The sequence below is a fragment of the Williamsia sp. genome (genome assembly GCF_036566845.1).
Taxonomy (GTDB): Bacteria; Actinomycetota; Actinomycetes; order Mycobacteriales; family Mycobacteriaceae; genus Williamsia.
The window spans coordinates 1-14,120 of record NZ_DATCVM010000090.1; the positions used below are offsets into that span (position 1 = coordinate 1).

The following is a 14,120-nucleotide window of genomic DNA, read 5'->3' on the forward strand; positions in this document are numbered from 1 at the left end:
TGGCTGGATCATCACTGTCCGCACGTCCAAGACCGATCAGGACGGCGCCGGGTTCAAAAAAGCGTTGCCGGTCGGCGAGCACCTGGACACCTGCGGGCCGTGTGCGTATCTGCGGTGGCTGGACTGCCACCTGGCCTACGACCGGCTCGGTAGGGCCGGGTTGATCCGGCTCCTCGCCGTCGACCGCCCCCACGAGCACCACGTGTGCGGCGGCGCCCTGCCGGACGTTCCGGCGGAGGCGGATGTGTTTCGCTCGATCACCGGTGCCAGCGACCTCACCGCGACGGCACCGGGTGGCCAGCTGATCCACACCATCGTCCGCCGGCGCCTCGCCGCGGCACGTCCTGATCTGGATATCACCCGCTACGGCGCGCATAGTTTGCGGGCGGGGTTTGTCACCGAAGCGTTCCGTACCGGACATGAACCGACGACCATCATGAAGCAGACCGGCCACAAATCGGTCGAGTCGCTGCTGAATTACGCGCGGGACAACAACATTCACCATCAGAACGCCGCCACCACCATCGGCATGTGAGTCACACATGAGCACCCCCGCAAACTTTGAACGCCCAATCGACGGTTCGCTGATCTTTCGACTGCCGGCCTCGCATCGTGGTGACTGGCGCCTGTTTACCGAGTGGTGCGCCGCGTTCGAGCTCGCGCCGCTGCCGGCCTCGGCGGTGACGATCGCGCGGTTCCTCGACTTCGAACCGGGCGCGGCGCGCGCGACCCTGCGCCGGCGGGTCTCGGCGATCAATGCCGCCCACCGGATCGCCGGGCATATCCCGCCGGGCACGCTCACCGCGGTGCGTGGGCTGTTGTCGGCGCGTGATCGCCACGCCCAGGCCGCTCGCCGGGTGATCAGGCAGTTGCCGGTCAGTGGTTGGCCGGCAGGGCTTTTCGGTCGCCGCGACGCGCTGGTCCTGACGCTGGTGTGCCGCATCGGGATACCCGCGGCGCGGGTGGGGGAGTTGCGGTGCGGGGACATGACCGTCGATGTCGCCGGCAACGTACTGCGTATCGGTGGCGGACACGACCTCACCGTTGCGCTCGAGGCGGATGACCCGTACGGCGGGTATGCGGTGTTCTCGCGGTGGGCCACGGTCCGCGATCTCACTGTGCGTCGTCCGTCGCCGATGGCCTGGGCGCCTGCTCTGCACACCGCACCGGCCAGAGCCTCAGTACCGGAGGTGTCTTGGCATGAGCACTATGATCCTGATGCGGCGCTGCTGCCGACCTTCGACCGGTGGGGCACCCTCACCGCGCCGATCGGCGACACCACCACCGGGCTCTCAGCGCGCGCGGTCTCCGCGATCCTGCACACCCACCTGCGCGCGCCGGGGCGGCCCATCACCGGGCGCACCGCATGGACGACCGGGGTACTCGAGCGCCGCGCCCGACCTGCCGAGCCCATCGTTACCCCCGTGCCTGTGCCTGAGTTGGACGACACCTACGACGACGGGGTCGGTGCGCGCCGCCGCGCCGCTGCCGAACTGGACGACCTCGACGAGGTGTTCGACGCACTGGATCACCAGATGACCGCACTGCTGGCCCGGACCGAGCAGTTGCTCGAGCACACCGACTGAATCTTCCACCCGCGCAGCCACTCTCAGATCACTCGACCACCGCAGGTGTGCCAGGTGGGTCTGCGTTGAGGGTCCGCCTGTCACCGAAACGTCGGTCGCCAGGGAGCGGGCACCCGGCCGGGCGGCGACCAGCGGCGGGGTGCAGGCGAAATCCGGGTCGCGCCTCGCTGGCCTCACACCCATCGGCTGGGCTCACGCCATCGGCGTGAATGTAGTTGACACCATCGACCGTCTGTGCAGAATGCCCTCACGCTCGGGCAACTCGCTAGTGCTGCGCGCAATGATCCCCAGTTCGGCATACACCGCCCGCAGGGCGGTATGTTCGGCCGAACGATCCACGACAATATTCCTCCGGCGTTGTAACCCCCCTCACCTCTGAAGAAGGTTCATCACTATGGCACGCAAGACCATCGAGCACATCACCGACGACTTCGACGGTTCAGACCTCGACCCCTCGGAGGTGATCGTGGAAACGTTCACCGTCAACGGTGTGGAGTACACACTCGATCTCGGCGGCAAGTCCGCGGAAAAGTTCGACAAAGACATGCAGAAGTGGATCGATAAGGCCACCAAGATCGGCGGCCGACAGAAGCGGTCCACGAACAACAAACAGGCCCCAGCCGCCACCGCGGCCGCAGTCGGCAGCGACAAGCCGCAACTTTCAGCCATCCGCGAGTGGGCGCGCGCGAACGGCCACGAGGTCTCCGACCGCGGCCGCATCCCGACCGCGATCGTCGACGAATTCGAGGCAGCGCACTGACCCTCTAGAAAAACCCGAATGCGAGTGAGCGGTTGCTGCTGGGTAGAGCAGACCTCACCGATACGCACCCGCACACCATAAGCCGCGACGACCTCCTGGTGTGCCGCACAGACCGGCGGCCATAGGCACCTAGTTGGCTAGTGGCCCGAAGGTGCGTGGTGACCGCTCACTGTGTCTTCGTGTCGTTCCTCGCCGCAGCAAGCGGGCGGCGCTTACGGGTCATGGGTGATCGGTGGATAATTATCTGCGAGTTCGGATGTCTCCGTCGGCCGTTTCCGAGACCTTGATCGGTGAGACACGATGGTCTTCGCCGGGGTGTCCACCCTGAGAAGAACCTCACGCGCGAGGATGGGGCGGTGGACGATCCAATGTTGATGTTGCCCGACGACTACCCCCGGTTCCTCGAGCAACTGAAGGCCCAGGTGAGCCGGTCTCGGATCCGCGCCTCACGGGTCGTCAACACCGAGCTCTTGGTGCTGTACTGGGATCTCGGCCGGGCCATTTTGGAACGGCAACGGGCACACGGGTGGGGCACCAAGGTCATCGACCAGCTTGCGAAGGACCTACGGACCGCGTTCCCGGAGATGCGCGGGCTGTCCCGGCGCAACCTGTTCTATATGCGCTCGTTCGCCGCGGCGTGGCCTGAGGAAATGGTGCAACAGCCTGTTGCACGATTGCCATGGGGGCACGTCACGGTCCTGCTCGACAAGCTCGATAGCCAGCCCCACCGCGAGTGGTACGCCGCCCAAGCCGCCGAACACGGTTGGTCCCGTGACGTCCTGGCCCACCAGATCGCCGGACGACTACACCAGCGGATCGCGGCGGCACCGTCGAACTTCTCCGACCATCTGCCCGCCGAGGACTCGGACCTCGCCCAACAGCTCGTCCGCGACCCGTACGTCTTCGACTTTCTGTGCCTGAGCGACAAGGTGGCCGAACGGGAACTCGAAACCGCGCTGATGGCCCGACTCGAACGCTTCCTGCTTGAGCTCGGCCACGGCTTCGCCTTCGTCGGCCGGCAGTACCACTTCACGGTCGACGACGACGACTTCTACATCGACCTGCTGTTTTTCAACTGGACTCAGTCGCGGTTCGTCGTTGTCGAGCTGAAGGTCGGGCGGTTCCAACCCGAATACGCCGGAAAACTCGGCTTCTACGTGGCCTGGGTCGACGAGAACCTCCGGATTCACGGCCAGCACGCCCCCACCATCGGGATCCTGCTGTGCGCCGGCCGCAACGACAACACCGTCCGTTACTCGCTCGCCGGAGCACCCGCACCGCTGGCGGTGGCGAACTACACCTACGACACCCTGCCCGACCCACTCCGCGAGGTCGTACCCACGGACAACGAACTGGCCTCCGCGCTCGACGCCACCCTCACTGCACTGCACGTTCGGCGTCCCATTGACGACGAGGACCGCTGACAACAGTCACCGGCTCGCATCAAACCCCGTAGTTATGCGTTGGTTCGGGTCGTCTCATATTCGTTCGTTGCCGAGACTCACCTCACACGTCACGACGCCAGCGCCCTGAACTGGCTCGACCCACGCAAGCTGCCGGCCGGGTTGAGCGCGATCGACACGAAGGCCGAACGCGCGCGTCTCCAGGGACACCGGGTCGCGGCCGGCGGTCGTAAAAGCCCAGCCCAGTGCCGCGAGGAGGTCTTGTGCACGGCTGGTCATCTGTCCACGTAGTGTCCGACCGTGCGAGAGTCAGTGTGGCGAGTGTGCGTCACCCCCGGGGAGTTGATGCCGCGTGCGTCAATGGCGGACGTTGCTGGTCTCGCTGTTGATTGGCAGGACTGGTTGCGGCAGTCGGGGCTAGTACCTGGTGCACCGTTCCTCCTGAGCCCGTCTTTCGAGTACAGCATCACCTTGAACGCATTCTTTAGTTCGGCTGAGATGCAGTCCAAGGCGCGTAACACACAGGTTGGGTACGCACGCGATCTGGCGGCGTTCCTGACCTTCGCTTTCGCAGCGCGCGGGCGGCGTGATTGGCGGGATGTGGAGGAGTCCGATCACGTGGCCTATTGGCGATGGCGTCGAATGGATCCGGCCGGTCCTCGTGTGAAGGGTGCGACCTGGGACCGCGAGGTCGCGGCGGCAGATAAGTTCTTCGGGTGGCAAGTCGACGCGGGTACGGTGCCGGTCAATCCGGTGCCGCACCGGCTTCGGAGGTTCATGCCGATCTACCCAGGGCGCGGCGGCCGCGAACTGTCCGAGACGACGCCGGCGACGTACTCACACGATCGACAGTCTGAGCATGTGAGGTGGCTGCCGCCGCAGTCCTATCGACGGTGGCGCGATGTCGGCATGCGCGGCTACACCGCGGATGGCATGCCGGATCCACGATTTCGTGGGAGATGGGGTGCACGCAATGCAACCTTCTGCGATCTCATGGTGCGAACTGGTCTGCGGCTATCGGAGCAGGCGGCGTTGACGGTATTCGAGGTCCCACTGGAACGTGGTCTCGGTGGCTATCAACGTTTCTGGCTGCCAACAGCGATCGCGAAGGGTGCTTCCGCCCGATGGGTCTATGTACCGGAATCGGTGATCGCCGATCTGATGAGCTACATGCTGGTGGACCGCGCCGAGGTGATCGAACGGGCACGTGACGCTGGCCGGTATGAACGGTGGCCCGCGCCCTTGATAGTTCCAGATCCGTCGAAACCAATAGCGACGCGAACAGGCGCAAGCATGAGCGTGCGCATCAAGGTGCACGATCTGACCGCAGAAGAGCGGCGCACGCTGCTGGTCGATGGACCGAACGGGTTGGAACCGGCCGCGTTCTGGTTGTCAGAGTTCGGCACACCGATCGCAGTGTCGACGTGGAAAGATCTTTTCACCACGGCGAACAAGCGATGTCAAACAGCGGGGGTGTCGCTGAGCGCGCACGCGCATTTGCTGCGGCATACGTTCGCGGTCGTGACCTTAGAACAGCTACAACGAGGCCACATCGCAGCGCTGGGGGAGCTGAACGTGCACCAGCGTGGACAGTGGACCCAGATTTTCGGTGACCCCCTGGACTGGGTGCGACGACGCCTCGGGCATCGATCGGTGGTGACGACTCAGATCTATCTACATGCGTTGTCGGAGTTAGAGATGCACACGCGGATGGCGTTGGTGCCTCAAGATTGGGAGGACCTGCGTCGCATCCCAATAGATGCGATCGATGCCCCTCTTGAGCGTGGTGCTGTCGATGACTGAGCGTGGCCGCGGCAGCACAGGATTGGGTCGCCGGGCATCACTCCCGCCACAGGGATACGAAGCAGCCGACGCTGTCCCCGGGGCTTTGGGCGGGCTCGATGTGCTGTTCGACGGAGAAGACGAACGCTCGACAACCTTCGCTGTCTCTGACTTCCCTTTGCCGGGCTGGCACCCGGCAGTGGCAGACGCTCTGCGCCGAGTATTGGGGCCGTCGGGTTCGGTCCGGACGCTCGGATCGGCGAAGTCCTGCGTTCGCTCAGTGCGCCAGGCATTGCTAGTGCTGTCCGGCCTTACTGATCCACCGGCGAGCCCAAGGTCTTTGACGATTGCACATCTGGAGTCAATGTACGACTACCACCGCGGCCGAGGACTGCACGAATCGAGAGCCTGGAGCCGTGTAGCTGAGTTCGGCCGCTTCCTCTCCGCCAGCCCGCTCGGGGAACAGGTGGCTCAGGACGTCATCGACCACACCTGCCGCCGCGTTGGAATCCAGTATCGAGGCGGGCGCCCAGGCTATTCCGACGGCGAGCTGGCCCGACTTGTGGCGGCCGCCAGATCCGACGTGGCGGCTATCCGTGATCGCATCCGAACCGCCGAGTCGTTGGTTAGCGCGCACGAACAGGCATCGGGCTCACTGGAAGATGGCCGCTACGATGCCTTGACGTTGGCCGACATGGCGCGCAGCGGCGTGGTGCCCCGTCCCCCAGGGATCGACGGCGAGTTTCGGGTAACGCGCCGCGCGTTGGCAAGTCAGCTCTTCCTAACGATCCCCGACCTCGCACCATTGATGGCGCTGCTCGTCGCCGTCACTGGACGCAACGTCGAAACGATCAAAGAACTCCCGCATGAGCATAAAATTCTCGAATCCCGCGCCGTCGAAGTCCGCCTAGTCAAACGACGCCGCCGCGGCCGATGGTTCGACACCGCGACGTGGGACATCGGGCCGCCCGGGAAGGAACTGGACTACCCCGGCGGCCTGTATCTGCTACTTCGCGAACTGACCAGCCGCAGCAGAACATTCAGCGACAGCACGTCTGTGTGGTCGGTGTGGCGCAACGGACACCTGCGTGGGCTCCAGGGGGCAGAGGAGCACTACGATCCGTTCGCGCGGGACCTGTCGGCGTTGGCGATCAGATGGACGGTGTGGCGCGATCAGCACCAGCTCCAAGCGGATGCACTCGAGGGCGCAGAACCCGAGCCACTGGAGGTGTCAACCAACAGGATCAAGACCAGCACCGACGTTCGCCGCACCAAACAACTCGGTGGGCACCTGCCCTCGGCGGCCCGAAGCAACACCGTGCCCGTGCTGTTCGGCAACTATTTGCGCGGCGATCCCACCGTGGCTGAGTGGGCGCAGGACATCGTCGCGACTGCAGTCAGTGAGGCCGAGTCGAACGCCCTGGCTGCGCATCGGAGGGCCCTGCAAATCGCTGGGGGAGCACTGCACGTGCGTTCACCTGCATCGGGGCCCGAGGACGACGACATGCCTGCGCCCCACCCCGCCGCGGAGGCCGCATGGACCACCTGCGTCGACGCAGATAGCCATCCCGCGACCGGTAACACGTGCCGAGCATCGTTCCTGGACTGCTTTCATTGCGGCAACTGTGTCATCACGCCCGATCACCTCCCAGGGCTACTCGGGCTCCTCGACGCCCTGGCCACCCGCCGCCAACAGCTCCCCGAGGGCGATTGGTGGAAGAAGTACGGTCCTACGTGGGCGGCGATACACCACGACATACTGCCCAAGTTCAGCCGATCCGAGATCACCGTCGCCGCCGACAAGAAAACTACCGATAGCCTTCTCGATCTCGTTGAAACACCCTGGGAGACAGTATGACAGCGATCAACGATCTACCCGCATCCACACACCCGTTCCGGGACAGGCTGATCTTCGACGGGCGACCGGTGCGGACAGAAAAGGACCGCCAGCAGGCGGCACGTTTTACCGACGACGTCTGGGACATCGCGCCGGCCTCTTTCCAGCGGCACCGCGTCAGGATCATCCTCGACTTCACAACACTGCCGACGCCCTACCGCCTCATCGCAAAAGAACTGGCGCTCACGCTGCTTAGCGGCCCGGTGCCCACCCGGGAACTCGGACTACCGAAAGTCGGCACCATCGTGTCGCTGTTCGCCTCCATCCGTAGCTTCCTCATCTGGCTCAACGCCCAAGCCGTACACGACAAAGAGCCGTTGCCACTGTCAAAGGTCACGTCCGACGACTTGCTCAACTACCAGCAGCATTTGATGGCAACACAACCCAACTGCGCTGTCCGCGATAACCACCGCGTCGCGATTCGCTACTTCTGGCGCTATCGGACGGTACTGGTTTCCGATCAGCTGGCCTTCGATCCCCGGCGTATCAAGGGATGGGGCGAGACCGGTGCTCGCAGTAACACCGAAAACATGACCGCCAGGATCCCGGAAGCGGTCCTGGGGCCACTGGTGGCGTGGAGCCTGAGATTCATCGACGACTTCGCGCCCGACATTCTGGCTGCCGATCGTGAGTGGTGCCGACTCCGCCTGGGGGAAGGAAGAATAGAACCCGATACGCGGCGCTGGGTCCAGCCCGCACTCGAACAGCTCCTCGTGCAGCACCGCGCTACCGGCAGACCACTCCCCGGCCGCAACGGCCGACCCAACCGCAGGCATTTGGCGAACCTCCTCGGGTGCGACGCCTCGACTCTGCTTCGCCCCTCCTACCGCGAACTCATCGACCACACAGCCCGCGAAGTCGGGGTCTGCGACACCATTGCTCTGAACATCACCATCACCGGGCGCCTCGACGGTGCACCATGGATCGACGAGATCACCACTGACCGCACCGACCGCGCCGCCGGCGGCACCCATCTGCAGACCGTTCTGCGAGCCGCCTGCTACGTGGTCATCGCATTCCTATCCGGCATGCGGGACAGCGAGATCAAACACCTACGTCGTGGGTGCGTCACCGTCAGGCGAGATCGACACGACAGGGCCTACCGGTGGCTCATCACCAGCCTTGCGTTCAAAGGCGAACACGACCCCACCGGAGTACAGGCAACCTGGGTGGTCGGTGCCCCCGTCGCCCGCGCGGTTGCCATCCTCGAGCAACTACAGCCCGACGACGAACCACGACTGTTCGCGCCCACCGTCCAAAGCCCTGCAGTGCGTCGAGGCCAGGTCGCCGACCACGTCACCCTGACCACTACCACTAACACCCACCTCAACGACTTGATCGCATGGATCAACGACTACTGCCGAGTCCATGGGCGCGACGATGCCCTCCCGGACGTCAACGGAACACGGTGGCGGCTGACCACGCGACAATTTCGGCGCACCCTGGCGTGGTTCATCGCGCGCCAGCCAGGCGGCTCGATTGCTGGCGCGATCCAGTACCGGCACCAAGGCATTCACATGTTCGAGGGCTACGCGGGCACGTCCGACAGCGGGTTTCGCGCAGAAGTCGAAGCAGAACAGGCCCTGGCCCGCGGCGAGCACCTGATGGCCATGACCGACGCCCACCACCACGACGGGTTGAGCGGACCCGCCGCAGACGAAGCCCGCCGCCGTCTCACCGAGTACGGCATCAATATCGGCTATCAGGGGCACATCATTACTGACCGCCGCCGCCAGACCCGGCTGCTGCGCCGCCACGACCCGGCCATCTACCCGAGCCGGTATGCGACATGCGTATTCGATCCCGACAAAGCCCTGTGCACCCGAACCACAACCAGGGACGGGCGATTCGCGCCCACGCTCGGCGAATGTCAGCCGCTGCAGTGCCGCAACGTCGCGCTCACCAGCGCCAACATTGCCGCCCTACGTGCTGAGACCACCACCATCGATTCGGAACTAACACAGCGACCGGCACTTCCGCCGCTACTTCGCACGAGGCTCATCCAGCGCCGAGAGCAGATCGTACAGTTCACCGAACGGTACGACCCCACGGATCAAATATGAGCCGTCGCGTAGACATGCCGACCGACGATGACGTTCGTCAAGCCATGCGCGAGTACATCGCCGAGGCTCGGGGTGCGGGAACCCGTGCCACCGTCATCGGGCTGGCACGTCGCTTGAACCTGAGCAACGGCACCTTCTGGCGACAGTTCCCCGGCATCGCCGCCGAACTCAAGTCCGCAACCGCCAGCACACTCCCGGCCACTCGGACGGACGACCGCACCGCACTTCGCACCGACAATGCACGCCTACGGCGTGATAACGCAGCACTGTCGTCCGATATTGAGCTCGCAGTAGCCAGCATCCAACGCCTCACCCTCGAAAACTATGCGCTGCGAAACCAACTCGAAGCGTCAGCGAAGATCGTTGCGATACCACCGCGGCCGTGACGGGACTCTCTCGCCGGGTAGTACGAGCGCCTTGCGGGAAGCTGGGGACTGTCAGATTAACGGCGGATCCGACCATGGCATCTGTTAGTTGCCGGTCGGGGTGATCCGGCCTTCGAAGGTGATCGCAAACGCGTTGAGCGCTGGCTTCCACCTCATTGCCCATCGTGCCTTACCGCGGCCGGTGGGGTCTAGCGATCTGGTGACCAAGTACAGGCATTTGAGTGCGGCCTGCTCGGTCGGGAAATGCCCTCGAGCCCGGATCGCCCGCCGGTAGCGGGCATTGATCGACTCGATGGCGTTGGTGGAGCATATGATTCGTCGTATCTCCACGTCATAGTCCAGGAACGGGATGAACTCGGTCCAGGCGTTGTCCCACAACCGGATGATCGCCGGATACTGCCCGCCCCATTTCGCCGTGAACTCGACGAACCGTTCCTTGGCCGCAGCCTCGGAAGGCGCGGTGTACACGGGCTTGATGTCCCTGGCCATCTGGTCCCAGTACTTGCGGGATGCGTAGCGAAAGGTATTGCGCAACAAGTGAATGATGCACGTTTGTACGATCGCCTGCTGCCATACCGCAGTGACCGCATCTGGAAGACCGGTGAGGCCATCACAGACGACGATGCACACGTCGGCGGTGCCACGATTCTTGATCTCGGTGAGCACCGAGAGCCAAAACTTGGCGCCCTCACCGCCGTCGCCGGCCCACAACCCCAAAATGTCGCGTTCGCCGTTGGTGGTGACGCCGATGGCCACGTAGATCGGCCTGTTCGTCACCTGCCCGTCCCGGATTTTGACGTGGATGGCATCGATGAACATCACCGGATAGATCCGGTCCAGGGGTCGGTTGACCCACTCGGTCATCTCGGCGACGACTTTGTCGGTGATCTTGGAGATCGTGTCCTTCGACACCGACGCACCATAAATATCCTGAAAGTGCGCTGCGACTTCCCCTGTGGTCAAACCCTTTGCTGTTAAGGACAATACGATTTCATCAATCCCAGTCAGACGTCGCTGGCGCTTCTTGACGATCTGCGGATCAAACGAGGAGTTCGTATCCCGTGGCACCTCGATCTCGACCGGGCCGATCTCAGTGAGCACCGTTTTGGATCGCATACCGTTTCGGGAGTTGCCGCTGCCGCGGCCGACCGGGTCGTGCTTGTCATACCCGAGGTGCTCGGTCATTTCCGCGTCCAGCGCGGTTTCGAGCACGTTCTTCGTCAACTGGTTGAGCAGCCCGTTCGGGCCGATCAAATCCACGCCCTGCTCCTTGGCCTGTGCCAGGAGCTGCTCAGCCAACTGTTTTTGATCCACCTCGTTTGTCATGGATTCGAGTGTTTCGGACATCTCTGATCCTTCCCGCCAGGCTCACGCCCGGCGTGTCAAACCAAGATCAGATCCACCGTTGTTCTGACAGTCCCGGAAGCTGCGCGCTAGGACCGGACCAGGCGGGCGATGGCGTCGGAAGCCTCTTTGAGCTTGGCTTCGGCTTCTGGCCCGCCGGTTTTGGCGGCGTCGACGACGCAGTGCTTGAGGTGATCGTCGAGCAGCCCGATTGCCACGCCTTCGAGTGCTTTGGTCAACGCGGAGATCTGGGTCAGGATGTCGATGCAGTACTGCTCTTCATCGACCATCCGATGTAGCCCGCGGGCCTGGCCCTCAATACGTTTGAGCCGAGCGAGGTACTTCTTTTTGTCGTCGATGTAACCGTGCGGAGCAGCGTGCTCCCCGTCGTGGGTGGGTGTGCTGGCAGCCATGGAAGTCCTTCGTTGTGGGGCGTGTGCATTGTAGGTCGCTACCTGCCGAGCGCAGCGGTCACACCGGTGTCCGGGCGTAGGTCCAGCCGCCGCAACAGCTGGGCGTTGAGGGCGACGACCACGGTGGATGCCGACATCAGGAGGGCGCCGACCGACATGGGCAGAACGAACCCGATCCCGGCGAGCACACCGGCAGCTAGGGGTACGGAGATCAGGTTGTAGCCGGCGGCCCACCACAGGTTCTGCTTCATTTTCCGGTAGCTCGCTCGCGACAGCTCGATCACCGACAGCACCGATCGGGGGTCGTCGCTGGCCAGGATGACCCCGGCTGAGGCGATCGCGACGTCGGTGCCGGCGCCGATGGCGATGCCGACGTCGGCTTGGGCCAGTGCTGGGGCGTCGTTGACACCGTCGCCGACCATGGCCGTCGTGCGGCCCTCGGATTGAAGTTCTTTGACTTTGGAGGCTTTGTGTTCGGGGCGGACGCCGGCGAACACGCGGTCGATGCCGAGTTCAGTGGCCACCGACTGGGCCACTGCTTTCGCATCGCCGGTGATCATGACGACCTGGATGCCGAGTTTGTGCAGCGCGTCGACGGCCTGGCGTGATTCGCTGCGCACCTCGTCGGCCAGTTTGAGGGCGCCGATGACCTGCCCGTCGGCGAGGACGTGCAAGATGATGGCGCCGTCGGTCCGCCAGTGCTCGGCGACGTCGAGCTCGCTGTGCTGGTACTGCTCAAGCAATCGCGGGCCGCCGACTTCAATACGGCGACCATCCACAACAGCCGAGACACCGACGGCGGGCGACGAGGTGAAGTCGCTAGCGGCAACGCGGGTGAGGTGCTGGGTGTGTGCGGCGTGAACGATCGCTTTGCCCAGGGGGTGTTCGCTGTCAGTTTCTGCCGCTGCGGCCCAGGCCAGCACGTCGTCTTGGCTGTGGCCGGCGGTCGCGTCAACGGCGGTGACGGTGGGTTCGCCTTTGGTCAGGGTGCCGGTCTTGTCGAACAGCACGGTGTCCACGGTGCGCATGCTTTCCAGCGCGAGCCGATCTTTGATCAATACCCCGCCGCGGGCGGCGCGTTCGGTGGCGATGGCCACCACCAGCGGGATGGCTAAGCCCAGGGCGTGCGGGCAGGCGATGACCAGGACGGTGATCGTGCGCACGACCGCGTCGTCGGGATAGCCGAGCACGGTCCAGGCGATGGCGGTCAGTACCGCAGCACCGAGTGCGAACCAGAACAACCAGCCCGCGGCGGTATCAGCGAGCCGCTGCGCCCGCGACGTCGAGTTCTGGGCGTCGGCGACCAGTCGTCCGATTCCGGCCAGGGCAGTGTCGTCGCCGGTGGCGGTAACCTGCACCCGCAGCCCCGAATCGGTGGCGACAGTTCCGGCGACCACGGCGTCACCGGCGCTGCGGCGCACCGTCTTCGATTCCCCGGTCACCATCGATTCGTCTATCTCGGCGGTGCCGTCGACAATCTTTCCGTCCGCGGGCACGCTGGCGCCGGGGCGCACGATGACCACATCACCGACCTGCAGTTGCGAGGGCGGCACGGTGACCGTGGTGTCGCCGTCGACGCGTTCAGCTTCGTCGGGTAGCAGCGCCGCCAACGAGTCCAGCGCGGACGTCGTCTGAGCCAGCGACCGCATCTCAATCCAGTGCCCCAACAACATGATCACGATCAACAGGGCCAGTTCCCACCAGAAATCGAGCTGATGGTCCAGCAGTTCCACGCTCGCACCCCACGACGCCACGAACGCGACCGTGATCGCCAGCGCGATGAGCAGCATCATGCCCGGCGCCCGTGATCGCACCTCACTGACCGCGCCGGTCAGGAACGGCCGGCCGCCCCAGGCGAACATCACGGTGCCCAGAATCGGCGAAATCCAGGTCACTGCTTCGCTGTCGGGCAACTCGTATCCGACGAGCATGGCGAACATGTTCGAGAATCCGACCACCGGAATGGCCAGCACCGCCATGATCCAAAACAGGCGCCGGAATTGTCCGACGTGGTCACCATGTCCGGCGTGACCCTGATGCCCGCCGTGTGCACCGTGGTCGCTGTGGCGGTCGTCATGGCCGGCGTGCTCATGCGAGGTGTGCTCCTGCACCGCACCAGTAGGGGCGTGCTCGGTGGGTGTCGCGGGTGAGTGCGCCGGGTGGTTGTGCTGTGGGGCGTTCATGGCGTCCATCGTATACCCCCCTGGGGTATTAGTCGAGGTGTGACGATCGGGTGGGTGGGGAAGTGGTTAGGCGTGCTGCAGCGGCCGGTGGGTGGGTGCCGATGCGGGTGGGGCTGGCGCCGCTGAGGTGGCGCGTGAAGTGAACCCGCGCAAGCGCAGGCTGTTGCTGACGACGAACACGCTGGACAATGCCATGGCAGCGCCGGCGAGCATGGGGTTGAGCAGCCCAAGCGCGGCCAGTGGGATAGCGGCGATGTTGTAGGCGAACGCCCAGAACAGATTCATCTTGATGGTCCCTAATGT

Annotated in this window: 11 protein-coding genes and 2 pseudogenes; 9 read left to right on the top strand and 4 right to left on the bottom strand. The window is 64.4% G+C overall.

The genetic code is table 11. The annotated features are described in order from the left end of the window. From VIQ49_RS07555 to VIQ49_RS07595, 9 genes and pseudogenes are all read left to right on the top strand, one after another. Positions 1 to 535: pseudogene (locus VIQ49_RS07555) on the top strand (integrase); the annotation flags it as partial. A 7-nt stretch (positions 536 to 542) separates the two neighbouring features. Then, complete coding sequence (locus VIQ49_RS07560; RefSeq protein ID WP_331882701.1) at positions 543 to 1,586, top strand: hypothetical protein; 1,044 nt, start codon at positions 543 to 545, stop codon at positions 1,584 to 1,586. Positions 1,587 to 1,980: 394 nt separating this feature from the next. After that, positions 1,981 to 2,346 carry an Lsr2 family protein gene (locus VIQ49_RS07565; protein WP_331882703.1) on the top strand — a complete coding sequence of 122 codons (366 nt, stop codon included), beginning with the start codon at positions 1,981 to 1,983 and terminating at the stop codon, positions 2,344 to 2,346. A 368-nt stretch (positions 2,347 to 2,714) separates the two neighbouring features. Next, entirely contained in the window at positions 2,715 to 3,770 is a 1,056-nt protein-coding gene (locus VIQ49_RS07570; protein WP_331882727.1) for a PDDEXK nuclease domain-containing protein, read from the top strand. A 477-nt stretch (positions 3,771 to 4,247) separates the two neighbouring features. After that, positions 4,248 to 4,469 (top strand): annotated as a pseudogene (locus VIQ49_RS07575) (site-specific integrase); the annotation flags it as partial. A gap of 426 nt (positions 4,470 to 4,895) precedes the next feature. Further along, a complete protein-coding gene (locus VIQ49_RS07580) occupies positions 4,896 to 5,552 on the top strand; it encodes a hypothetical protein (RefSeq protein WP_331882729.1) in 657 nt (218 codons plus the stop codon). A 445-nt stretch (positions 5,553 to 5,997) separates the two neighbouring features. Continuing rightward, complete coding sequence (locus tag VIQ49_RS07585; RefSeq protein WP_331882705.1) at positions 5,998 to 7,389, top strand: hypothetical protein; 1,392 nt, start codon at positions 5,998 to 6,000, stop codon at positions 7,387 to 7,389. Continuing rightward, entirely contained in the window at positions 7,386 to 9,491 is a 2,106-nt protein-coding gene (locus tag VIQ49_RS07590; RefSeq protein ID WP_331882707.1) for a hypothetical protein, read from the top strand. The genes VIQ49_RS07585 and VIQ49_RS07590 overlap by 4 nt, the downstream gene beginning before the upstream one ends. Next, positions 9,488 to 9,877, top strand: coding sequence for a hypothetical protein (locus VIQ49_RS07595; protein WP_331882710.1), 390 nt, complete (start codon positions 9,488 to 9,490; stop codon positions 9,875 to 9,877). Before VIQ49_RS07590 ends, VIQ49_RS07595 begins: the two co-directional genes overlap by 4 nt. 84 nt (positions 9,878 to 9,961) lie before the next feature. On the opposite strand, the gene VIQ49_RS07600 is transcribed toward VIQ49_RS07595, so the two are convergent. The 4 genes from VIQ49_RS07600 to VIQ49_RS07615 all read right to left on the bottom strand — a co-directional run. Continuing rightward, on the bottom strand, positions 9,962 to 11,203 hold the full coding sequence (locus VIQ49_RS07600; protein ID WP_414731597.1) for an IS256 family transposase: 1,242 nt from the start codon (positions 11,201 to 11,203) through the stop codon (positions 9,962 to 9,964). A gap of 107 nt (positions 11,204 to 11,310) precedes the next feature. Next, positions 11,311 to 11,634 carry a metal-sensitive transcriptional regulator gene (locus tag VIQ49_RS07605; RefSeq protein ID WP_030174443.1) on the bottom strand — a complete coding sequence of 108 codons (324 nt, stop codon included), beginning with the start codon at positions 11,632 to 11,634 and terminating at the stop codon, positions 11,311 to 11,313. Between the two features lie 38 nt (positions 11,635 to 11,672). After that, entirely contained in the window at positions 11,673 to 13,826 is a 2,154-nt protein-coding gene (locus tag VIQ49_RS07610; RefSeq protein WP_414731596.1) for a heavy metal translocating P-type ATPase, read from the bottom strand. A 57-nt stretch (positions 13,827 to 13,883) separates the two neighbouring features. Then, the coding region (locus tag VIQ49_RS07615) for a hypothetical protein (protein WP_331882725.1) at positions 13,884 to 14,120 on the bottom strand (237 nt) is incomplete at its 5' end.

Coding starts and splice junctions, on each gene's coding strand:
- VIQ49_RS07560 (WP_331882701.1), top strand. CDS start 543: ATGAGCACCCCCGCAAACTTTGAACGCCCAATCGACGGTTCGCTGATC.
- VIQ49_RS07595 (WP_331882710.1), top strand. CDS start 9,488: ATGAGCCGTCGCGTAGACATGCCGACCGACGATGACGTTCGTCAAGCC.
- VIQ49_RS07590 (WP_331882707.1), top strand. CDS start 7,386: ATGACAGCGATCAACGATCTACCCGCATCCACACACCCGTTCCGGGAC.
- VIQ49_RS07600 (WP_414731597.1), bottom strand. CDS start 11,203: ATGACAAACGAGGTGGATCAAAAACAGTTGGCTGAGCAGCTCCTGGCA.
- VIQ49_RS07570 (WP_331882727.1), top strand. CDS start 2,715: ATGTTGATGTTGCCCGACGACTACCCCCGGTTCCTCGAGCAACTGAAG.
- VIQ49_RS07605 (WP_030174443.1), bottom strand. CDS start 11,634: ATGGCTGCCAGCACACCCACCCACGACGGGGAGCACGCTGCTCCGCAC.
- VIQ49_RS07610 (WP_414731596.1), bottom strand. CDS start 13,826: ATGGACGCCATGAACGCCCCACAGCACAACCACCCGGCGCACTCACCC.
- VIQ49_RS07565 (WP_331882703.1), top strand. CDS start 1,981: ATGGCACGCAAGACCATCGAGCACATCACCGACGACTTCGACGGTTCA.